Origin of the sequence: Streptomyces sp. NPDC048420, assembly GCF_040651535.1 — a bacterium.
Lineage (GTDB): Bacteria > Actinomycetota > Actinomycetes > Streptomycetales > Streptomycetaceae > Streptomyces.
In genome coordinates, this window is sequence record NZ_JBEZKG010000010.1 from 354,037 (window position 1) to 374,576 (window position 20,540).

The following is a 20,540-nucleotide window of genomic DNA, read 5'->3' on the forward strand; positions in this document are numbered from 1 at the left end:
GGTCTCCCACACCGTACGCCTCAGTCCGTGACGGGCGCGTGGAGAGCCTCCGCCGGGAACAGCCCCAGGCGATGGGCCACCGCCGCCGCCTCTCCCCTGCCGGAGACGCAGAGCTTGGCAAGGATGTTCGAGACATGGACGCTGGCCGTCTTCGGGGAGATGAAGAGTTCCTCGGCGATCTGGCGGTTGGTGCGGCCGAGGGCGACCAGACGCAGCACGTCGCGTTCGCGACCCGTGAGGCCGAGGGAGCGGACCGGGTCGTCCCGGTCGGGTGCGGGTGCCGTGGTCAGGGTGAGGCGGGCGCGCTGGGCCAACAGGGTGACCGCGTCGGCGAGGGGCCGGGCGCCGAGATGATCGGCGGCGGCATGCGCGAGGCGCAGGAGTTCGGTGGCCCGGTCCCGGTCCGGCTGCTCGGCGCCGCCGGGTGCCGAGAGCAGGGCCTGGGCGAGCCGGTGGCGGACGCGAGCGAGGTCGTAGGGGCGTTCCAGGGGCTCGAAGGCGGCGACGACCTCGTACCAGTCGTCGGGGGTGGCCCTGGTCTCGGCGCGCAGCAGTTCGGCGCGGACCCAGCGTTCGTGGGCCAGCCAGACGGGCGCGTTCGTGGCGAGGGGCCTGGCGGCGTCCCGGATGCGGTCGAGGATCTTCGGCCGGTCCTGTTCGGCAACGGGCAGGCCGAGGGCGTCCGCCTCCATGCCGGCGGCGGTGAGGAGCAGGGGCCAGACATAGCGCTGGGTGCCGGGTGGGAAGCCGGCGTCCAGGACGCGTTCGAGTTCGGCGCGGGCGTCCAGGAGACGGCCTTCGCCGGCGGCGATGCCGATGGTGATGTCGGAGAGGGGGAGTTCATGCTGCGGAGCCCGGTCATGGGTGCCGAAGTAGCCGCGTGCCGCGGCCAGTTGGCCGGCTGCTTCGGTCAGGTTGCCGCGGGCGAGGGCGAGCGCAGCCCGGGTCGCGGCGTGGAAGCCGCGGGGTTTGGCGCTGCGGCCGACGAGTTCGGCCTTGGTGGCGGCTTCGGCTGCCTGGTCCCAGCGGCCCAGCGAGTAGAGGGACTCGGCGAGGTTGCCCCAGATCCAGGCCTCCTTGTCGGACAGGCCGAACTTCCGTGCGTAGTCGAGTCCCGCCTCCAGGAGGGGCACGGCTTCCCGGGAGCGCCCGATGGCTTCGAAGGCGTTCGGGAGATTCACGTAGACCCGGCTGGCGACGGTGGAGAGGCCGTCGTCGAGCGTCTGGCGCAGGATCTCGAACATCTCGGCGAGTCCGGTCTCGACGCCGCCGGATTCGACGACGAGGCCCGCGTAGGTGAGGCGGGCGTTCATCTCGGTCTCGCGGGCGCCGACCATGCGCGCGTACTCCACGGCACGTTCGGCGGCCGAGACGGCGTCCGGGCCGGGGACGTGGACCATGGACCAGTGGGCGACGTTGGCCAGGACCTCGGCGTGCACCTCGGACGGCGGCAGACCGCGGACCAGGTCCTCGGCGGTGGCGAGTTCGGCCCAGCCGTCTCCGCGGGCCTGTGCCTGGATCAGATGAGAGCGCTGCACCCAGAACCAGGCCTTGCGCAGTGGGTCCCCGTCGTCCTCCAGGATGTTCAGCGCCCGCTTGGTGATCTTCAGGGCGCGTTCGCGTTCGCCGCCCAGCCGGCCTGCGACGGCGGCCTCGGCCATCAGGTCGAGGTAGCGCAGCGGGGTGGTGGCGGGGTCGCAGCCGCAGGGAGGGTAGACCTCGGTGTAGTCGACGGGGCGCAGGGCGGCCCGGACGTCCTCGGGGGCGGTGTCCCACAGCTCCATCGCGCGTTCCAGGAGCCTGAGTTGTTCGGCGTAGGCGTGCCGGCGGCGGGCGGTGACGGAGGCGTCCAGGACGGCGGGCAGGGCCTTGGCAGCGTCATGGGCGTGGTACCAGTAACTGGCCAGCCGCATGACCCGTTCGTCGGCGGGGACGAGCGTGGGGTCGTCCTCCAGGGCTTCGGCGTAGCGGCGGTTGAGGCGGGAGCGTTCGCCGGGCAGCAGGTCGTCGGCGACGGCCTCGCGGACCAGGGAGTGCCGGAAGCGGTAGCCGTCGCCGTCGGGCGCCGGGATGAGGATGTTGGCGTTCACGGCGACCCGCAGGGCCTCGATGAGGTCGTCCTCGGTGAGCCGGGTGACAGCGGCGAGCAGCCGGTACTCCACGGTGGAGCCGCCCTCGGCGGCGACCCGGGCGACTCGCTGGGTGCTTTCGGGCAGCCCCTCGACGCGGACCAGGAGCAGATCGCGCAGCGAGTCGGTGAGGCCGGTGCCGCAGCCCTCGGTGGCGCAGACGGCGAGTTCCTCGACGAAGAAGGCGTTGCCGTCGGAGCGTTCGAAGATGTCGTCGACCTGGGCGGGGTCCGGTTCGGTGGCGAGGATTCCGGCTATCTGGCGGCTGACCTCGTCCCGGTTGAAGCGGCCGAGTTCGATGCGGCGGACCGTGCGCAGGCGGTCGAGTTCGGCGAGCAGGGGGCGCAGTGGGTGGCGGCGGTGGATGTCGTCGGCGCGGTAGGTGGCGAGGAGGACCAGGCGGCCGGTGCGCAGGGTGCGGAAGAGGTAGGCCAGCAGGTGGCGGGTGGAGGCGTCGGCCCAGTGGAGATCCTCCAGGGCGACGACCACGGTGCGCTCGGCGGCGACTCGCTCCAGGAGGCGGGCGGTGAGCTCGAAGAGACGGGCCAGGCTCTCCTCGTCGTGCCGGCCGGCGCCCCGGACGGGGAGCGCCTCGCCGACCTCGGGCAGCAGCCGGGCCAGTTCCTCCTCCTGTCCCGCGGCCGCGGCGGCCAGTTCGGCGGGCAGGGCGCGGCGCAGGGCGCGCAGGGCGGTGGAGAAGGGCGCGAAGGGCAGTCCGTCGGCGCCGATCTCGACGCAGCCACCGAGGGCGACGACTGCGCCCTGCCGACAGGCGGCGGTGGCGAACTCCTCGACGAGCCGGGTCTTGCCGACGCCTGCCTCCCCGCCGAGCAGCAACGCCTGAGGCTCGCCCGCGGCAGCACGGGCGAGCGCTTCGTTCAGGCTGTTCAGCTCTTCGGCGCGGCCGACGAACACGGGACTGACGGACCTGGTCTCCACGGGCCCGAGCATGACACGCGGGTCCGACAGGACGGCACCCGTTTTCGGGGCGGGCCCGGCTTCCCGACGGGCCCCGGTTGCCGGGAGGACGGCCGCGGTGGTGACCGCGGGGACGGGCAGAGCCGTACGGCCGTCCTCCCTGCCCCCGGCGCTCACGCCGTGCGGAGGAACCGGTGCCGCCAAGGGCGGCCGGTATCCGAATCGCTCTCCGCGGTGCGTGCGGCGGCTTCACGGCGGGCGGCACGGCGGCCGCGCAGGGTCTCACGGACGAGCCGCTCGTGTTCGGCCTGGCGGATGAGTTCGGCGGAGCGGTACTGCGAGATCTCGTATGCGGAGTACATGGTGTCGTCCTTGTCGGAGTCGGTTTCGGGCTTCGCTTTCTGCGATGCCTCTACCTTCGTCTCCGAGGGGGGTCCGCCACATCGGGAGGGTTCCGCATCTTGGGGGCCCGGAGGGGCCTTAGACGCGCAGGAGGGGCCTCAGGGGCTCCGTAAGGTACCTACGGATGCCCTAAGACCCCTCGTGACCTGCGGTTGTTCAGCTGACGGAGGGCAGCCCCAGCAGCACGTCGGTGTACTTGAGGACGGCCAGGAGCAGGCCGACCACACCAAGCGCGACGCCGCCCCAGGCGACGGACTTGATCCACACGGCCTGCGGCTTGCCGGGGGCGCCGAAAGCGGGCCGGACCAGCACGCCGACACCCACGATCAGCGCGATCAGCGCGAAGATCCCGCCCCACATCGCGGTGGCGTGCCAGGCGTCGCCGTAGCCCTCGTCGAGAAGCTTGGAGACGTCGGAGGACGGCGCCGTCTGCGCGTGCAGCTGGCCGACGAGCGACTGCCGCGCGGACGCCACGGTGCCAACCCAGCTGCCGGTCAGCGAAACGAGGCCGAGCGCGGCGGAGACGACGGCGCCCGCGCCCTGGCCGACCCCGGTGGGGCCGTCCTCCTGGGCGGCCTCGGGCAGGTCGTCCTCGTCGTCGATCTCGTCGGCAGCGGTCTCGTCGGCCGGGACGGCCTCCGCCTCCGTCACCTCGTCGGTCTTGGCGACGCTCACCTTCTCCTCGTCGGTCGTGGCCTCGGTGCCCGTCTCGGCACCGGTCTCGTCAGCTGTCTTCGTTCCCATGTCGGGCACCGTACGGATCCTGTCTGAGAGGCGTCTTAATGATCGTTGTGAGCGGGAGGCGCGTCTGCGGCACGATACTCGGGGGCGAGAAGCGACCACACCTCGAGGTCGAGCCGGACCCCGTGATGGGGATAGCTCGCCCGCCGTACGCCTTCCTTGGTCATTCCCAGGCGCCGGGCCACGTTCAGGCTGGCCTGGTTGTCCACGGCCGCGATCCACTCCACCCGGTGCATGCCGCGTTGCTCGAACGCGAAGTCGAGGAGCACGCGCATCGCCCGCGTGACCAGGCCGCGTCCGGTGCCGGCGGGTTCCAGCCAGCAGCCGACCTCGCAGTTGGCGTTCTCCGCGTCGAAGTTCAGGAAGAGCACCCCGCCGACGAGCTTGCCTTCCAGCCACAGCCCATGCAGGGAGGCGTTGTCGGCGGCGCGCAGGTCGGCGTATCGCTGGAGCATGTCCCGCGCGGAGGGGACGTCGATGGCCGTCTCCCCGAAGGGAATGAACCGGTTGATGAACTCCCTGCCGCGTTCCAGGTGCGCGAAGAACTCCTCCGCGTGCCAAGGCTCCAGCGGCCGCAGCTCGGCGTCCTCACCCAGCGATATCGCGTACATCCTCGTCCCGCTCCCTCTTCATCTGCTCCACGACGTCCTGCTCCACGACATCGGTGAGCCTCTCATGCGCGGCGCGGCACTCGGGGGGCTCGATGCTGATGCGGGGCATCCGGCGGTCCAGCCAGTCCGGCAGCCACCAGTTGGCGCCGCCGAGGAGGTGCATGAGGGCGGGGACGAGGAGCGTGCGCAGGACGAAGGCGTCGAGGGCGACGGCGGCGGCGAGTGCGATGCCGAACATGGCGATCACGCGGTCGCCGCTGAGGACGAAGGCGAGGAAGACGGAGATCATGATGACCGCAGCCGAGTTGATCACCCGGCTGGTCTCGGCGAGGCCGACGCGCACGGCCCGCCGGTTGTCGCCGGTCTCCAGCCACTCCTCGTACATCCGGCTGACCAGGAAGACCTGGTAGTCCATGGAGAGCCCGAAGAGGACCGAGACCATGATCACGGGCAGGAAGGGTTCGATCGGCCCGGCACGGCCAAGGCCGAGCAGCTCGCTCCCCCAGCCCCACTGGAAGATCGCCACGACGACACCGAAGGCGGCGGCCACGGCGGCGACGTTCATCGCGGCGGCCTTCAGCGGGATGCCGACGGAGCGGAAGGCGAGCAGGAGCAGCAGACAGCCCAAGCCGATGACGACACCGACGAACAGGGGCAGCTTGCCCACGATGACGTCCGCGAAGTCGTCGTACGACGCCGTCATCCCGCCGACGTGGATGTCGAGGGAGGTGCCGGTCTCGGCGCGCGGCAGCACCTCGGTGCGCAGCCGGTCGACGAGGTCACTGGTCTGCCGGGACTGCGGGGCCGACTCGGGGACGATCGTGAAGTAGGCGAGGTCACCGCCGGTGTCGTAGGTGACCGGAGTGGTGGACGCGATGCCCTCGGTGGTGCGGATGGTGGCGTCGAGGTTGTCGAGCAGGAGTTTGTCCTCGGCACCGTCGACCGGGGTCACCAGCGTCAGCGGGCCGTTGACGCCGGGCCCGAAGCCCTCGGCCAGGAGGTCATAGGCCTGTCGGGTGGTCGAGGAGCTCGGGTCGTTGCCCTGGTCGGAGGTGCCGAGGCGCAGGCCCAGGGTGGGCAGGGCAAGGACGGTGATGACGACCAGGGCGATGGCGCCGAGGAGTTTGGGATGCCGTTCCACGAAGGCGGACCAGCGGTGGGCGAACCCGGTGGGGAGTTCGGGCTCGGGCCCGTGCTCGGCGAGGCGGCGGCGCTCGCGCCGGCTCAGGGCGCGCATGCCGATGAGGGAGAGCAGCGCGGGCAGCAGCGTCACGGAGGCCGCGACCGTGAGGACGACGGTCAGGGAGGCGGCGATCGCGACGCCGTTGAGGAAGCCGAGCCGGAGGATCAGCATGCCCAGCAGGGCGATGCAAACGGTGGCACCGGCGAAGACGACCGCGCGCCCGGTGGTGGTGACGGCGTTCTCGATGGACTCGGCGACGGCCAGCCCACGTTTCAGCCCGCGTCGGTGCCGCGTGACGATGAAGAGCGCGTAGTCGATGCCGACGCCGAGCCCGATCAGCATGCCGAGCATGGGCGCGAAGTCGGCGACGGTCATGGCGTGCCCGAGCAGCCCGATCCCGGCGTACGCGGTGCCCACGCCGACCAGTGCGGTGGCGATGGGCAGCAGCGAGGCGGCGAGCGAGCCGAAGGCCAGGAACAGCACGAGGGCGGCGACGAGCACGCCGACGACCTCGGCGAGATGTCCGCCCGAGGACTCGGTGAGGGCGACGGCGCTGCCGCCCAGCTCCACCTGGAGCCCGTCGGCCTCGGCGTCCTTGGCGGTGTCCACCACGGCCTTCGCCTCGGACGCGTCGATGTCCTCGGCGGAGTGGGCGAAGGTCACCGTGGCGTACGCGGTATGCCCGTCAGCGCTGATCCGGCCGGCGCCCGCGGAGTCGTACGGACTGGCCACGGCGGCCACTCCGGGCAGGTCCGCGATCCTGTCCATGGTCGTGGTCATCGTCTGCTCGACGTCGGCGTCCCGGACCGAGCCCGAGGTCACGTGCCAGACGACGGTGTCGGTGTCCCCGCCGAGGTTCGGGAAGCCTTCCTGGAGCAGTGCGGTGGCGCGGCCGGACTCGGTACCGGGGACCTCGTAGTCGTTGGAGTACGCGGAGCCCGTGAGCGCTGCGGCCGTGCTCACTCCGCCCAGGGCGAGGAGCCACAGGAGAACGACGACGAGCCGTTGTCGGACACACCAGCGCGCGAGGGCTGCCACGAAGCTGCTCCCAGGGATGAATTGTGGATCTTTGACCGGGAACAGTCGTTCATGAGGTGAACAGCCCGCAAAGAACGCATGAGCAATGCGTGGACCACTCTCGCAGGCAAAAGTGATCGTTTATGGCGATCGTGCGGTTATTCACAAGAGTGGGAGGCAGATCACAGGACAGTAACGGTCACTCTGTCACATCAGTCGAACTGGTCGCCCAGCGCCATCACCATCACGCCCACGATCAGCAGCCACAGGGCTCTGCGGGTGCGACCGCGGGAGCCGAGGAGCGCCGCGAGCGCACAGACGGTGGCGCCGAAACCGTAGGCGGCCGGGACCAGTGCGGGGGCGGGGCCGCTCAGCCGGAGCGCCGACGCGGCCAGGCCGGCGAGAGCGAGCAGGGCGCCGGTGCCGGATGCCGTCCAGCGGGCCCGCCGGGCGTCCAGCACCTGGTCGTCGTACTCCTCCTGTATGTCGGACGGCTTGGAATTCGCAGGACCGTTCATGGCGGGCGAGCGTAGCGTGTCCCACCGAGAATCCCCGGGCCTGTCCGCCCCCAGCCGAAGCAGGTGCGTTGTTTGAGCGTCCGACCGAGCTCCTCCGTATCCCTTTCCGCGTTTCCGGACTCAAGGAGCCCGTTCACCGATGCCAGACGACATCACCCAGAGGACTTCGGATGAGGACCTCACCCAGCGGCTGACCCAGGCCCGCTACCCCCGCAGCAACAGCTACGACGCCCGCTGGGTCATCGAGAACCAGATGGGCCCGAACGCGCTGTGGCTGCTGGAGTGGCTCGCGCCCGCCCTGGGCCTGGACACCCTGCGCCCCTGCGCGCGCGTGCTGGACCTGGGCTGCGGCCGGGCGATGACCTCGGTCTTCCTGGCCAGGGAGTACGACGTCCAGGTCACCGCCGCCGACCTGTGGGTCAAACCCGACGAGAACGCCGAGCGCATCGCCGAGGCCGGTTTCGCCGACCGGGTGCTGCCCGTGCACACCGAGGCGCACGATCTGCCGTTCGCCGAGGGCAGCTTCGACGCGATCGTGAGCATCGACGCCTACCAGTACTTCGGCACCAACGACCTCTATCTGCCCACGCTGACCAGGCTGTTGAAGCCGGGCGGGCGGATCGGGATCGTCGTACCGGCGGTGCGGGAGGAGATCGAGGGCGTCGAACCGCCGGAACATCTCAAGGAGTACTGGGCGCCCGACTGGTGGTGCTTCCACTCCACCGACTGGTGGCGCCGCCAGTGGACCCGCAGCGGGGCCGTCGAGGTCGAGACGGCCGACTGGCAGCCGGACGGCTGGAAGGACTGGCTGTTGTGGTGCGAGGTCGTCGCCGAGGAAAGCCCGGAGGAGTTCCATCGCACGATGGCCCGACAGGTGGGCGAGGCAGTGCGCGCCGACCAGGGCCGGGCGCTGGGTTTCGTACGGCTCGTAGGACGCCGTAAGTAACCGTACGGCCCCGGAGGACATGTCCTCCGGGGCCGTACTCCGTGCTCTGGCTCAGCCTTCGCTGACGCCCAGCTTCTCCAGGATCAGCTCCTTGACGCGGGCCGCGTCGGCCTGACCGCGGGTCGCCTTCATGACCGCGCCGACCAGGGCGCCGGCCGCGGCGACCTTGCCGGAGCGGATCTTGTCGGCGATGCCCGGGTTGCCGGCGATGGCCTCGTCGACGGCGGTGCCCAGCGCCGAGTCGTCCGACACGACCTTCAGACCGCGCTTCTCGACGACCTCGTCCGGGGTGCCTTCGCCCGCGAGGACGCCTTCGATGACCTGGCGGGCCAGCTTGTCGTTGAGGTCGCCCTTGGAGACGAGCTCGGTGACCCGGGCGACCTGCGCCGGGGTGATGGCCAGTTCGTCGAGCGCCGTGCCGGACTCGTTGGCGCTGCGGGCGAGTTCGCCCATCCACCACTTGCGGGCGGAGGCCGCGTCGGCACCGGCGTCGATCGTGGCGACGATCGGGTCGAGCGCGCCGGCGTTGAGGATCGCCTGCATGTCGAGGGCCGTGATGCCCCACTCGGCGACGAGCCGGTTGCGGCGGGCCAGCGGCAGCTCGGGCAGCCCGGCCCGGAGCTCCTCGACCCACTCACGGGAGGGGGCCACCGGAACGAGGTCCGGCTCGGGGAAGTACCGGTAGTCCTCGGCCTCCTCCTTCACGCGGCCCGAGGTCGTGGACCCCGTGTCCTCGTGGAAGTGCCGGGTCTCCTGGATGATCGTCCCGCCGGACGACAGCACGGCCGCGTGCCGCTGGATCTCGAAGCGGGCGGCGCGCTCCACGGACCGCAGCGAGTTGACGTTCTTCGTCTCGGAACGCGTGCCGAACTTCTCGGTGCCGTTCGGGCGCAGCGACAGGTTCACGTCGCAGCGCATCTGCCCCATCTCCATGCGGGCTTCCGACACACCGAGCGCCTTGATGACCTCGCGCAGCTCACGGACGTACGCCCGGGCGACCTCGGGAGCCCGCTCGCCCGCGCCCTCGATCGGCTTGGTGACGATCTCAATGAGCGGGATGCCGGCGCGGTTGTAGTCGAGGAGCGAGTGCGAGGCGCCGTGGATGCGGCCCGTCGCGCCGCCCACGTGGGTCGACTTGCCGGTGTCCTCCTCCATGTGGGCGCGCTCGATCTCCACACGGAAGGTCTCGCCGTCCTCCAGCTGGACGTCGAGGTAGCCGTTGAAGGCGATCGGCTCGTCGTACTGGGAGGTCTGGAAGTTCTTCGGCATGTCCGGATAGAAGTAGTTCTTCCGGGCGAAGCGGCACCACTCGGCGATCTCGCAGTTCAGCGCGAGACCGATCTTGATGGCCGACTCGATGCCGATCGCGTTGACGACCGGGAGCGCGCCGGGCAGGCCGAGGCAGGTGGGACAGGTCTGCGTGTTGGCGTCCTGACCGAGTTCGGTCGAACAGCCGCAGAACATCTTGGTCTTGGTGCCGAGTTCGACATGGACCTCAAGGCCCATGACGGGGTCGTACGACGCGAGTGCGTCCTCGTACGACACCAGGTCGGTCGTGGTGGTCACGGTCTGATTTCCCTCTCAGCCCAGCAGGACGTCGTCGTCGCCCAGCCGCTTCAGCTCGCGGTACAGGACGGCGAGGCCGGTGACGACGGCGACGGCGGCCACGGTGGCGTCGATCAGAACCAGCGTGTCGCTCTCGGCGCGCGCCTTCTTGAGCCGCTTGGCGACACCGATGGCGCCGAACGCCGTGGTGGCGATGGACAGGTACGTACCGGACTTGGACTTCTTGAAGTCCTTCGCCTTGGTCAGCTTGCTCACAGCGACGGTGCCTCCTCCAGGAGCGGGTGCCCCCACCTTTCCACGAAGGCGGCCTCGACGGCGGCGCCGACCTTGTAAAGACGGTCGTCCTTCAGGGCCGGGGCGATGATCTGCAGTCCGACCGGGAGGTTGTCCTCCGGCGCGAGACCGCAGGGCAGCGACATGGCCGAGTTGCCCGCGAGGTTGGTCGGGATGGTGCACAGGTCGGCCAGGTACATCGCCATCGGGTCGTCGGCGCGCTCGCCGATCGGGAAGGCGGTGGTGGGCGTCGTGGGAGACACGATGACGTCCACCTGCTCGAAGGCCTTCTCGAAGTCGCGCGTGATGAGCGTGCGGACCTTCTGGGCGGAGCCGTAGTACGCGTCGTAGTAGCCGGAGCTCAGGGCGTACGTGCCGAGCATGATGCGGCGCTTGACCTCGGGGCCGAAGCCCGCCTCACGGGTGATCGAGGTGACGGCCTCGGCGGAGTTCGAGCCGTCGTCGCCGGTCCGCAGGCCGTAGCGCAGGCCGTCGAAGCGGGCGAGGTTGGACGAGCACTCCGAGGGCGCGATCAGGTAGTACGCCGACAGCGCCAGGTCGAAGGACGGGCAGTCCAGCTCGACGATCTCGGCGCCCAGCTCCCTGAGGAGGGCGACCGACTCGTCGAAGCGCTGGATGACACCGGCCTGGTAGCCCTCGCCGCGGAACTGCTTCACCACGCCGACGCGCATGCCGGCCACGCTGCCGTTGCGGGCGGCCTCGACGACCGGCGGGACCGGCGCGTCGATCGACGTCGAGTCCAGCGGGTCGTGTCCGGCGATGACCTCGTGCAGGAGCGCCGCGTCCAGGACCGTACGGGCGCAGGGGCCGCCCTGGTCGAGGGAGCTGGAGAACGCCACCATGCCGTAGCGGGAGACCGCTCCGTACGTCGGCTTCACACCGACCGTGCCGGTGACGGCGGCCGGCTGGCGGATCGAGCCGCCGGTGTCGGTGCCGATGGCGAGGGGCGCCATGTGGGCGGCGAGCGCGGCGGAGGAACCGCCGCCGGAGCCGCCGGGGATCCGGGTGAGGTCCCAGGGGTTGCCGGTCGGGCCGTATGCGCTGTTCTCGGTGGAGGACCCCATGGCGAACTCGTCCATGTTGGTCTTGCCGAGGATGACGACGTCGGCGGCCTTCAGCTTCTTGGTGAGGGTCGCGTCGTACGGCGGGATCCAGCCCTCGAGGATCTTGGAGCCGACGGTCGTCGGGATGCCCTCGGTGGTGAAGATGTCCTTCAGCGCGAGCGGGACGCCGGCGAGCGGGCCGAGCTTGTCGCCCTTGGCCCGCTTCTCGTCGACGGCGCGGGCCTGCGCGAGGGCGCCCTCGCGGTCGACGTGCAGGAAGGCGTGGACCTTCTCGTCGACGGCCTCGATACGGGCCAGGTGGGCCTCGGTGACCTGGACCGCGGTGAGCTCGCCGGAGGCGATCTTCGCGGCGGTCTCGGCGGCGGTGAGCTTGATGATGTCCGTCATGACTTCTTAGTCCTCCCCCAGGATCTGCGGCACCTTGAAACGCTGCTGCTCCTGGGCCGGGGCGCCGGAGAGCGCCTGCTCGGGGGTGAGCGACGGACGGACCTCGTCCGCCCGCATGACGTTCGTCAGCGGGAGCGGGTGCGAGGTCGGCGGTACGTCTTGGTCGGCGACCTCGCTGACGCGTGCGACCGCGCCGATGATGTCGTCCAGCTGTCCCGCGAAGTGCTCGAGCTCTTCGGGCTTCAGCTCCAGACGCGCCAGCCGTGCGAGGTGGGCGACCTCCTCGCGCGTGATGCCAGGCATGCAGCGATCCTCTGGGGTGAGTGTGTGTGGTTTGGGGCCAATCCTATGGGTCACGGCCGGATGGCCGTTAAACGGTTTCCCGCAGCCGACGGCAACGGCCTGCCCCCATACCGCACCAAAAGATGCCTGAGGAGGTCACTCCGCCGCCGGCAGCGCTGCCCTAGGCCGCTGCCAGCCCCGCGACCCCCGTGCCCGCAGCCACGCCGTCGTCTCCTCCGGTGGCATCGCCGCCGCGACCAGCCAGCCCTGTACGGCGTCGCAGCCCATGTCGCGCAGGCGCTCCCAGGTCTCGTCGTCCTCGACGCCCTCCGCCACGACGAGGAGGCCCAGGGAGTGGGCGAGGTCGACCGTGCAGCGGACGATCTCCGCGTCCTCGGTGTCGACGGCCAGCTTGGCGACGAAGGAGCGGTCGATCTTCAGTTCGCTCACGGGGAGGCGACGGAGGTGGACCAGGGAGGAGTAGCCGGTGCCGAAGTCGTCCAGGGACATCTTCACGCCGTGTCCGGTCAGCGCGGCGAGGGTGTCCGCGGCCCGCGAGGGGTCCTCAAGGAGGACGTGTTCGGTGATCTCCAGTTGGAGCGCTCCCGCCGGGACGCCGTGCCGGGCCAGGCGTGCGGCCACCGAGCCGGCGAAGCCCGGGGTGTGGACGTCACGCGGGGAGACGTTGACCGCGACCGGGACGTACAGGCCCTGCGCCCGCCACTCGGCGACCTGCGCGAGGGCCGTGTCCAGGACGTACTCGGTGAGGTGGGGCATCAGCCCGGACGACTCGGCGATCGCGATGAACTCGTCCGGCGGCACCTTCCCGCGCTCCGGGTGCACCCAGCGGACCAGTGCCTCAAGTCCCGCGACCTGGCCGTCGAAGCGGACCTTGGGCTGGTAGTGCAGCTGCACCTCGTGCGCGTCCAGGGCCCGGCGCAGATCGCCCAGGAGGCCGAGGCGGTCGGGGGTGTTGGAGTCCCGCTTGGACTCGTACACCTCTACGCCCGTACGGTCCCGCTTGGCCTGGTACATCGCCACGTCCGCCCGGCGCAGCAGCCCCTCGGCGTCCACGGCGTGGTCGGGGAAGACGGCGACCCCGGCGCTGGCCTCCAGGACGAGGGTGAGCCCGTCGAGGTCGAGCGGGGAGCTGAGGGCCGCGACCAGGTTGCGGGCGACCCGGGTCGCGGAGGTCGTGGAGTCGGCGACCGGTAGTAAGACGGCGAACTCGTCCCCGCCGAGCCGCGCGGCCTCCGCACCGCGCGGCAGCGCGATCCGCAGCCGGTCGGCGATCTGCAGGAGCAGCCGGTCACCGGCGAGATGGCCCAGGGTGTCGTTGACCGAGCGGAAGCGGTCGAGGTCGATGAGCATCAGGGCGGACCGGGCGCCGATGCGCTCGGCGTCGTCCAGGGCGGTCCAGATGCGCTCCAGGAGCCACTGCCGGTTGGGCAGTCCGGTCAGCGGGTCGCGCAGCTGCTCCTCGGCCCGGGCCCGGGCCATCCACAGGGTGGAGTCGAGGGCGATGAGCGGGATCGCGAACAGCGGGAGCAGCACGGGCTTGGCGGCGGCGACCACGCAGACCAGCGGGGCGATGCCGAGCAGCGCGACCGCGACCAGGCCCTGTCTGACCAGGGCGGTGCGCGCCATGGTGGGCAGACCGGCGTGGCGTGAGGAGTGCAGGTACCAGCCGAGGACGCGGGTGACCGCGAGATAGGCGGCGGCGACCAGCACCACCTCGGGCCCGGTGTAGAAGCTCCAGGTGTCGGGGTTCCAGGGGGTCTCGACGGACGGCGACTGCCCGGACACGGCGAGGACCACGGCGCCGGTGGCTATGCCGAGGATGTCCACCGCGCCGTGCAGGACGCCCTGCCGCCAGCGGTGGCGTCTGGCTATGCCGACCAGCAGGACGACGGTGAGGCTGACCATCCCGGCCGGCACCCAGCCGTACAGCAGCAGGACGGCGAGGGTGAGGGCGGCGCCCGAGCCGGTGCCGCCCCACCAGCGGGCCCGGCCGAGGGCGACCAGGTGGCCGACGATGACGCCGGTCAGCACGGCCAGCGACCAGCCGACGGTGCCGGACGGGAAGAGGGCGTGGCCGCCGGTGAAGGCCCGGTAGAAGCCCGCGCCCAGGACGAACCCGGCCGCCGCGACGACCGCCGCGGGCAGGGCGGGCCAGGTCAGATGTCGGTCAGGGTCGGAGCCCGGCAGGCCGGGGCCGGGCTCGGCGGTGAGCTGGGCGGTACCCGGCCCGCCGACCGCGGTGTACTGCCCCGCGGTGCGTCCCTCGGCGCCCATGTGGTCCGAAGGCCGTTCGGTCCACCGGCTCGCCCGCCATGCGTCGGTGAACCGGCGCAGCCGTGAGTCCGGGGCGGCGCTCTCGGTCGGTTCCATTCCCGTCCCTCTCACAGCCGGCGGTGCCCACGCCACGCGGCCCGTTCGCCCGACAAAACCTCTCGACGGCGCCGCGTTGGAAACCCTTCCCCTTGCTCATCAGGAGCAAGGGGATGCCCCAACCGCAGCTGGGCACGGCAGGCGCACATCTCAACAGTAGGCCGCAGAAGGCTTCCACGGGCAGAGGTCGTCGACGGTTGCCCGAATGCGCCCCGGCCACCCGTATGCATCTGGTATGCGCCGAACGGGTGGCCTTCAACCGCCGCTCCTCACTACTCCTCAGTGGGAAGCGCCACATCCGTGGCTGCCTCGGGGCCTTGCTCCAACAGGACGTCGAAGCCGTCCTCGTTCAGAACGGGCACCTTGAGTTGCATCGCCTTGTCGTACTTCGAACCTGGATTGTCACCCACAACGACGAAAGACGTCTTCTTCGAAACCGAACCGGTCACTTTCGCCCCACGGGTCTGCAGCGCCTCTTTGGCTCCGTCGCGGGTGAAGCGCTCCAGGGTGCCGGTGACGACGACGGTGAGCCCTTCGAGGGGACGCGGGCCCTCGTCCTCCCCGGAGCCCTCCTCCTCCATGCGCACGCCCGCAGCCTTCCACTTGCGCAGGATCTCCTGGTGCCAGTCCTCCGCGAACCACTCCTTGAGGGACTTCGCGATGATCGAGCCGACGCCGTCGGTGGCCGCCAACTCCTCCTCGCTCGCCTGCTCAATGCGCTCGATCGAGCGGAAGTTGCGCGCGAGGGCCTCGGCTGCGACCGGGCCGACATGGCGGATCGACAGACCGGTCAGGACGCGGGCGAGCGGGCGCTCCTTGGCGGCCGCGATGTTCTCCAGCATGGCCACCGCGTTCTTCTTCGGTTCGCCCTGCTGGTTGGCGAAGACCGTGGCGATCTTCTCCTCGCCGGTCTTCGGGTCGCGCTTGGGCAGACCGCTGTCCTGGTCGAGGACGTACGCCTTGATGGGCAGCAGCTGTTCGATGGTGAGGTCGAACAGGTCGCCCTCGTCGGTCAGCGGCGGGTCCGAGGGCTCCAGCGGCTTGGTGAGCGCGGCCGCGGCGACGTACCCGAAGTGCTCGATGTCCAGCGACTTGCGGCCCGCGAGGTAGAACAGGCGTTCACGCAGCTGGGCGGGGCAGGTACGGGCGTTGGGGCAGCGCAGGTCGACGTCGCCCTCCTTCATGGGCCGCAGGGCGGTGCCGCACTCGGGGCACTCGGCCGGCATCACGAACTCGCGCTCGCTGCCGTCGCGCAGGTCGACGACCGGGCCGAGGATCTCGGGGATGACGTCACCGGCCTTGCGCAGCACCACGGTGTCGCCGATGAGGACGCCCTTCAGCTTGACGACGTCCTGGTTGTGCAGGGTGGCGAACTCGACCTCGGAGCCGGCCACCGTCACCGGCTCCACCTGGGCGTACGGCGTGACCCGGCCCGTACGGCCCACGCCCACGCGGATGTTGATGAGCTTGGTGTTGACCTCCTCGGGCGCGTACTTGTACGCGATCGCCCAGCGCGGGGCGCGGGAGGTGGAGCCGAGCCTTCCCTGGAGGGGGATCTCGTCGAGCTTGACGACGGCGCCGTCGATCTCGTGCTCCACGGAGTGGCGGTTCTCGCCGAAGTACGCGATGAACTCCCGTACGCCGTCGAGGCCGTCGACCACCTTGTTGTGCTTGGCGGTGGGCAGGCCCCAGGACTTGAGGAGGTCGTAGCCCTGGGAGAGGCGGGTCATGCCGTCGAAGCCCTCCAGGGCGCCGATGCCGTGCACGACCATGTGGAGGGGGCGGGTGGCGGTGACGCGCGGGTCCTTCTGGCGCAGTGAACCGGCCGCCGCGTTGCGCGGGTTGGCGAAGGGCTTGTCGCCGGCCTCGACCAGACGGGCGTTGAGCTCCTCGAACTTCTCCATCGGGAAGTAGACCTCGCCGCGGATCTCCACGAGGGCGGGGACCTTGTCGCCGGAGAGACGGTCCGGGATCTCGGCGATGGTGCGGACGTTGGGCGTGATGTCCTCGCCGGTGCGGCCGTCGCCACGGGTCGCCGCGCGGGTGAGGCGGCCGTGCTCGTAGGTGAGGTTGACCGCGAGGCCGTCGACCTTGAGCTCGCACAGCAGGTGGTAGTCGGTGGTGCCGACGTCCTTGGCGACGCGCTCGGCCCAGGCCGCCAACTCCTCGTCGCTGAAGGCGTTGTCCAGCGAGAGCATGCGCGAGCGGTGTTGGACGGACGTGAACTCGGTCTCGTACGCTCCCGCGACCTTCTGGGTCGGCGAGTCGGGGGTGCGCAGCTCGGGGTACTCCTCCTCCAGGGCTTCGAGGGAGCGCAGGAGCTTGTCGAAGTCCGCGTCGCTGATGACCGGCGCGTCGTTCACGTAGTACCGGAAGCGGTGCTCCTCGATCTGCTCAGCGAGCTGCGCGTGCTTCTCCCGTGCCTCCGAGGGCACCGTCGTCTCCGCTTGCTTGTCGCCGGCCACCGTGTTGTCCTCCCGTTACTCTGGGTTGTCCGCGAGGGATCTCGCCGCCTGGACGCAGTGGGCGAGAGCCTTGCGCGCGTACCCCGGGGAGGCCCCCGCGAGTCCGCACGACGGAGTGACCGTGACCGCCTCCGCGAGAAGTCCCGGATGCAGCCCCAGCCTGCGCCACAGCGTCCTGACACCCATGACGCTACCGGCAGGGTCTGACAATGCCGTGTCCGTGCCGGGCACGACACCGGCGAAGAGCCTCGTCCCCCCTTCCACCGCCTCGCCGATCGCGTCGTCGTCACGCTCGGTGAGGAGCGAGAAGTCGAAGGAGATCGCCGCCGCGCCCGCCCTCCGCAGCAGGGCGAAGGGGACGTCCGGTGCGCACGAGTGGACCACGACGGGGCCGCCCGCGTGAACCCCGACGACATCGCGCAGGGTGGCCTCGACGAGCTGCCGGTCGACGGCGCGGTGGGTGCGGTAGCCGCTCGCGGACTTGACCTGGCCTCGCAGTACGGCGATGAGGGAGGGCTCGTCGAGCTGGAGCACGATCTGCGCGCCGGGGGCCCGCCTGTGGACCTCCTCCAGGTGCAGACGCAGCCCCTCGGCGAGTGAGGCGGCGAGGTCCCTGCAGGCGCCGGGGTCGGAGAGGGCGACCTCGCCGTTCCTCAGCTCCAGCGCGGCGGCGAGCGTCCACGGGCCGACGGCCTGGACCTTCAGCTGACCCTCATACCCCTGGGTGAACTCCTCCAGCGCGTCGAGGTCCTCCCCCAGCCAGGACCGGGCCCGCTTGGTGTCCCGCCCCGGCCGGTCCCCGATCCGCCATCCGCTGGGCTCCACGCGCGCGTACAGCTCGACGAGCATTCCGGCGGTACGGCCGAGCATGTCGGCGCCGGGGCCGCGGGCGGGGAGCTCGGGCAGGAACGGGAAGTCCTCGAAGGAGCCGGTGGCGGTCCTGGCGGCCTCCCGGGCGTCGCCGCCGGGGAGGGAGCCGATGCCGGTGGCGGGGGCGAAGCGGATGTCTGCGGTCACGTGTGAAGCCTACGTAGGTGACCGGGCGGCTCTCGCCCGCGCCGGAGAGGTCACCGCCCCGGACGCACCGTCAGGTCATTGATCTCCGCGTCCCTCGGCAAATCGATCGCCGTAAGGATCGTCGTCGCCACCGACTCCGGGTCGATCCACTGCGACGGGTCGTACTCCTTGCCCTCCTGCTGGTGGACCTTCGCCTGCATGGGGCTGGCCGTGCGGCCGGGATAGACCGACGTGACCCGGACACCGTTGCCGTGCTCCTCGTGGCGGAGGGAGTCCGCGAGGGCCTTCAGGCCGTGCTTGGAGGCCGCGTACGCGGACCAGTCGGCGTGGGCGTTCAGTCCCGCGCCCGAGTTCACGAACACCACGTGGCCGCGGGCCGCCCGGAGTTGGGGCAGGAAGTGGCGGGTCAGCTCGGCCGGGGCGATCAGGTTGACGTTCAACTGGTGACGCCAGGACTTCGGCGTCAGGTCGCCGACCGAACCGAGGTCGACCACGCCCGCGATGTGCAGCAGGGAGTCCACCCGGTCCGGCAGCGACTGGTGGGAGAACGCCCAGCTCAGCTTGTCCGGGTCGGCCAGGTCACCGACCAGCGTCCGCGCCCCGGGGAACACCGCCGCCAGCTCCTTGGCACGGCCCGCGTCACGCGCGTGCAGCACGAGTTCGTCCCCGCGCGCGTGCAGACGCCGGGCCACCGCCGCGCCGATGCCGGAGCCCGCTCCGGTGATCACATGTGTAGCCATGCCGCCATGCTCGCATCACGCCGTCACGGCGTACCGAGCGACTCCTCCAGGTACGCCAGCGCCCCCACCGGCTCCTCCGCGAAGAACACCAGGTCGGTGAGCGGACGGGGCAGGAAGCCCTCCGTCTCCATGCGGCGGAACTGCTCCTTCAACCCGTCGTAGAAACCCGCCGTGTTCAACAGCACCACCGGCTTCTCGGTGTGCCCGTGCTTCTTCAGCTCCAGGATCTCGGTCGCCTCGTCGAGGGTGCCGGTGCCGCCCACCATGATGACCACGGCGTCGGCCTTCTCCAGCAGCAGCTTCTTGCGCTCGGCGAGGTCCTTCGCGATCACCATCTCGTCGACGCCCGGACGGACCTTGGCGGCCAGGAACTCCACCGAGACCCCGACGAGCCGTCCGCCCGCCTCCTGCACACCGTCCGCGACGACCTTCATCAACCCGACGTCGGAGCCGCCCCACACGAGCGTGTGGCCGCCCTTGCCCAGCAGCTTCGCGAACTCCCGCGCGGGGCGCGTGTAACGGTCGTCGAGGTCGGCGGCGGAGAGGAAGACGCAGATTCGCATGAGGTCACCGTACGCGGGAAGAACCGGGGGTCCGCGAGCGCTTTTCCGGTATGGCTGAAGGACACACGATCACCATCGAGCAGGTCGACCGGCACGTGCGCGTGGTGCACGGCGACCAGGTCCTGGCGGAGAGCGACCGACCGCTGGTCCTCAGGGAGACGGGCTGTCCCGTCCGGTACTACCTCCCCGCCGAGGACGTACGACTCGACCTCCTGACCCCCTCCGACACCCACACCTACTGTCCGTTCAAGGGCACCGCGTCCTACTGGTCCGTGCCGGACGCGCCCGACCTGGTGTGGTCCTACCCCGAGCCGAAGCCAGCCGTCGCCGAGATCAAGGACCACCTCTGCTTCTACGAGGTCGAGGTCGACGTGTCCTGACCGATGAATCCCGTGTTCTGCGGCAGTCTCCTCAGACATGGACAAGAAGACCCTCTCGCGCGACGGCACGTCGATCGCGTACGAACAGACCGGGCAGGGCCCGGCGGTCATCCTCGTCAGCGGCGCGATGTCCACGGGCGGCACGGTCGCACCCCTGGCCGTGCCGCTGTCGGAGCGGTACAGCGTCCTCGTGTACGACCGCCGGGGCCGCGGTGAGAGCGGCGACACGGCCCCCTACGCGGTGGCCCGTGAGGTCGAGGACCTCGCCGCGCTCATCGAGGCGGCGGGCGGCGAGGCGTGCCTGTGCGGCATCTCGTCGGGCGGCGCGCTGGTCCTGGAGGCCGCGGCAAGCGGGCTCCCGGTGCGCCGGGTCGCCGTCTACGAGACGCCGTACGCCGACTTCCTGGACGGCGGCGCCGAGCAGAACGCCGAGTACACCGAGCAGTTGACGGCCGCGCTCTCCGAGGGTCGGCGTGGGGACGCGGTGCAGCTCTTCCTGCGGCTCACCGGCATGGCCGAGGAGATGATCCAGGGCGCCCGACAGTCCCCCATGTGGCCCGGAATGGAGTCCGTCGCACCGACGCTCGCCTACGACAACGCGGTCATGGCAGGTGGCCTCGTCCCCCGGGACCGCCTGGCCTCGATCACGGTCCCGGTACTGGCCGTGGCGGGCGGCGCGAGCCCCGAGTGGATGCGCGCGGGCACCAGAGCGGTCGCGGAAACGGCCCCGAACGGCTCGTACCGCGTCCTGGAGGGCCAGACCCACATGGTGGACCCGGTCGCCCTCGCACCGGTGCTGGCGGAGTTCTTCGCGATGTGACGGCCGAGTGCGCGCGAGGCCCGTCGGACACGCACGCGCCCGCGGCCCCGTCCGATACACACACGCGTGGCCCGTCCGACACGCACACACACGTGGCCCGCCGGCC

At 70.8% G+C, this 20,540-nt stretch carries 18 protein-coding genes; 3 read left to right on the plus strand and 15 right to left on the minus strand.

Translation table 11 applies throughout. The features are described from left to right. Positions 1–20 precede the first annotated feature (20 nt). The 6 genes from AB0D34_RS20875 to AB0D34_RS20900 form a co-directional block, all read right to left on the minus strand. A complete protein-coding gene (locus tag AB0D34_RS20875) occupies positions 21–3,080 on the minus strand; it encodes an AAA family ATPase (protein ID WP_362663520.1) in 3,060 nt (1,019 codons plus the stop codon). A gap of 140 nt (positions 3,081–3,220) precedes the next feature. Then, positions 3,221–3,409 (minus strand): hypothetical protein, encoded by a 189-nt coding sequence (locus AB0D34_RS20880; RefSeq protein ID WP_362663416.1) that lies wholly within the window; start codon positions 3,407–3,409, stop codon positions 3,221–3,223. Between the two features lie 196 nt (positions 3,410–3,605). Further along, positions 3,606–4,193, minus strand: a complete 588-nt coding sequence (locus tag AB0D34_RS20885; protein ID WP_362663418.1) for a hypothetical protein — start codon at positions 4,191–4,193, stop codon at positions 3,606–3,608. A gap of 35 nt (positions 4,194–4,228) precedes the next feature. Further along, on the minus strand, positions 4,229–4,801 hold the full coding sequence (locus AB0D34_RS20890; protein ID WP_362663420.1) for a GNAT family protein: 573 nt from the start codon (positions 4,799–4,801) through the stop codon (positions 4,229–4,231). Continuing rightward, on the minus strand, positions 4,779–7,022 hold the full coding sequence (locus AB0D34_RS20895) for an MMPL family transporter (protein WP_362663422.1): 2,244 nt from the start codon (positions 7,020–7,022) through the stop codon (positions 4,779–4,781). The genes AB0D34_RS20890 and AB0D34_RS20895 overlap by 23 nt, the downstream gene beginning before the upstream one ends. 191 nt (positions 7,023–7,213) lie before the next feature. Further along, positions 7,214–7,519, minus strand: a complete 306-nt coding sequence (locus AB0D34_RS20900; protein ID WP_362663424.1) for a hypothetical protein — start codon at positions 7,517–7,519, stop codon at positions 7,214–7,216. A 139-nt stretch (positions 7,520–7,658) separates the two neighbouring features. Here AB0D34_RS20900 and AB0D34_RS20905 point away from each other — a divergent pair, with 139 nt between their 5' ends. Continuing rightward, positions 7,659–8,465, plus strand: coding sequence for a methyltransferase domain-containing protein (locus tag AB0D34_RS20905; protein ID WP_362663426.1), 807 nt, complete (start codon positions 7,659–7,661; stop codon positions 8,463–8,465). Between the two features lie 51 nt (positions 8,466–8,516). Here the strand turns inward: AB0D34_RS20905 and gatB are convergent, their stop codons facing one another. The 9 genes from gatB to AB0D34_RS20950 form a co-directional block, all read right to left on the minus strand. Beyond that, complete coding sequence (gene gatB, locus AB0D34_RS20910) at positions 8,517–10,031, minus strand: Asp-tRNA(Asn)/Glu-tRNA(Gln) amidotransferase subunit GatB (RefSeq protein WP_362663428.1); 1,515 nt, start codon at positions 10,029–10,031, stop codon at positions 8,517–8,519. A 15-nt stretch (positions 10,032–10,046) separates the two neighbouring features. Next, on the minus strand, positions 10,047–10,286 hold the full coding sequence (locus AB0D34_RS20915; RefSeq protein WP_031051298.1) for a hypothetical protein: 240 nt from the start codon (positions 10,284–10,286) through the stop codon (positions 10,047–10,049). Beyond that, positions 10,283–11,776 (minus strand): Asp-tRNA(Asn)/Glu-tRNA(Gln) amidotransferase subunit GatA, encoded by a 1,494-nt coding sequence (gene gatA, locus AB0D34_RS20920; protein ID WP_362663430.1) that lies wholly within the window; start codon positions 11,774–11,776, stop codon positions 10,283–10,285. Before gatA ends, AB0D34_RS20915 begins: the two co-directional genes overlap by 4 nt. A gap of 6 nt (positions 11,777–11,782) precedes the next feature. Then, positions 11,783–12,079 carry an Asp-tRNA(Asn)/Glu-tRNA(Gln) amidotransferase subunit GatC gene (gatC, locus tag AB0D34_RS20925; RefSeq protein WP_007384860.1) on the minus strand — a complete coding sequence of 99 codons (297 nt, stop codon included), beginning with the start codon at positions 12,077–12,079 and terminating at the stop codon, positions 11,783–11,785. 135 nt (positions 12,080–12,214) lie between these two features. Continuing rightward, entirely contained in the window at positions 12,215–14,449 is a 2,235-nt protein-coding gene (locus tag AB0D34_RS20930) for a bifunctional diguanylate cyclase/phosphodiesterase (RefSeq protein WP_362663432.1), read from the minus strand. Positions 14,450–14,721: 272 nt separating this feature from the next. After that, positions 14,722–16,914 carry an NAD-dependent DNA ligase LigA gene (ligA, locus tag AB0D34_RS20935; RefSeq protein ID WP_362663434.1) on the minus strand — a complete coding sequence of 731 codons (2,193 nt, stop codon included), beginning with the start codon at positions 16,912–16,914 and terminating at the stop codon, positions 14,722–14,724. Between the two features lie 15 nt (positions 16,915–16,929). Continuing rightward, positions 16,930–17,931 (minus strand): methionine synthase, encoded by a 1,002-nt coding sequence (locus AB0D34_RS20940; RefSeq protein ID WP_362663436.1) that lies wholly within the window; start codon positions 17,929–17,931, stop codon positions 16,930–16,932. 50 nt (positions 17,932–17,981) lie between these two features. Then, positions 17,982–18,671, minus strand: a complete 690-nt coding sequence (locus tag AB0D34_RS20945) for an SDR family oxidoreductase (RefSeq protein ID WP_362663438.1) — start codon at positions 18,669–18,671, stop codon at positions 17,982–17,984. Between the two features lie 23 nt (positions 18,672–18,694). After that, positions 18,695–19,234 carry a TIGR00730 family Rossman fold protein gene (locus AB0D34_RS20950; protein ID WP_362663440.1) on the minus strand — a complete coding sequence of 180 codons (540 nt, stop codon included), beginning with the start codon at positions 19,232–19,234 and terminating at the stop codon, positions 18,695–18,697. 50 nt (positions 19,235–19,284) lie between these two features. Between AB0D34_RS20950 and AB0D34_RS20955 the strand changes: the two genes are divergently transcribed. Beyond that, on the plus strand, positions 19,285–19,614 hold the full coding sequence (locus tag AB0D34_RS20955) for a DUF427 domain-containing protein (RefSeq protein ID WP_362663442.1): 330 nt from the start codon (positions 19,285–19,287) through the stop codon (positions 19,612–19,614). Positions 19,615–19,651: 37 nt separating this feature from the next. Further along, the gene (locus AB0D34_RS20960) at positions 19,652–20,434 is read left to right on the plus strand and encodes an alpha/beta hydrolase (protein ID WP_362663444.1); all 783 of its coding nucleotides are present in this window, start codon (positions 19,652–19,654) and stop codon (positions 20,432–20,434) included. The last annotated feature ends 106 nt before the right edge of the window (positions 20,435–20,540 follow it).

Coding starts and splice junctions, on each gene's coding strand:
- AB0D34_RS20880 (WP_362663416.1), bottom strand. CDS start 3,409: ATGTACTCCGCATACGAGATCTCGCAGTACCGCTCCGCCGAACTCATC.
- AB0D34_RS20945 (WP_362663438.1), bottom strand. CDS start 18,671: ATGGCTACACATGTGATCACCGGAGCGGGCTCCGGCATCGGCGCGGCG.
- AB0D34_RS20955 (WP_362663442.1), top strand. CDS start 19,285: ATGGCTGAAGGACACACGATCACCATCGAGCAGGTCGACCGGCACGTG.
- AB0D34_RS20900 (WP_362663424.1), bottom strand. CDS start 7,519: ATGAACGGTCCTGCGAATTCCAAGCCGTCCGACATACAGGAGGAGTAC.
- gatC (WP_007384860.1), bottom strand. CDS start 12,079: ATGCCTGGCATCACGCGCGAGGAGGTCGCCCACCTCGCACGGCTGGCG.
- AB0D34_RS20875 (WP_362663520.1), bottom strand. CDS start 3,080: ATGCTCGGGCCCGTGGAGACCAGGTCCGTCAGTCCCGTGTTCGTCGGC.
- AB0D34_RS20960 (WP_362663444.1), top strand. CDS start 19,652: ATGGACAAGAAGACCCTCTCGCGCGACGGCACGTCGATCGCGTACGAA.
- AB0D34_RS20905 (WP_362663426.1), top strand. CDS start 7,659: ATGCCAGACGACATCACCCAGAGGACTTCGGATGAGGACCTCACCCAG.
- AB0D34_RS20930 (WP_362663432.1), bottom strand. CDS start 14,449: ATGGAACCGACCGAGAGCGCCGCCCCGGACTCACGGCTGCGCCGGTTC.
- AB0D34_RS20890 (WP_362663420.1), bottom strand. CDS start 4,801: ATGTACGCGATATCGCTGGGTGAGGACGCCGAGCTGCGGCCGCTGGAG.
- gatA (WP_362663430.1), bottom strand. CDS start 11,776: ATGACGGACATCATCAAGCTCACCGCCGCCGAGACCGCCGCGAAGATC.
- AB0D34_RS20950 (WP_362663440.1), bottom strand. CDS start 19,234: ATGCGAATCTGCGTCTTCCTCTCCGCCGCCGACCTCGACGACCGTTAC.
- AB0D34_RS20885 (WP_362663418.1), bottom strand. CDS start 4,193: ATGGGAACGAAGACAGCTGACGAGACCGGTGCCGAGACGGGCACCGAG.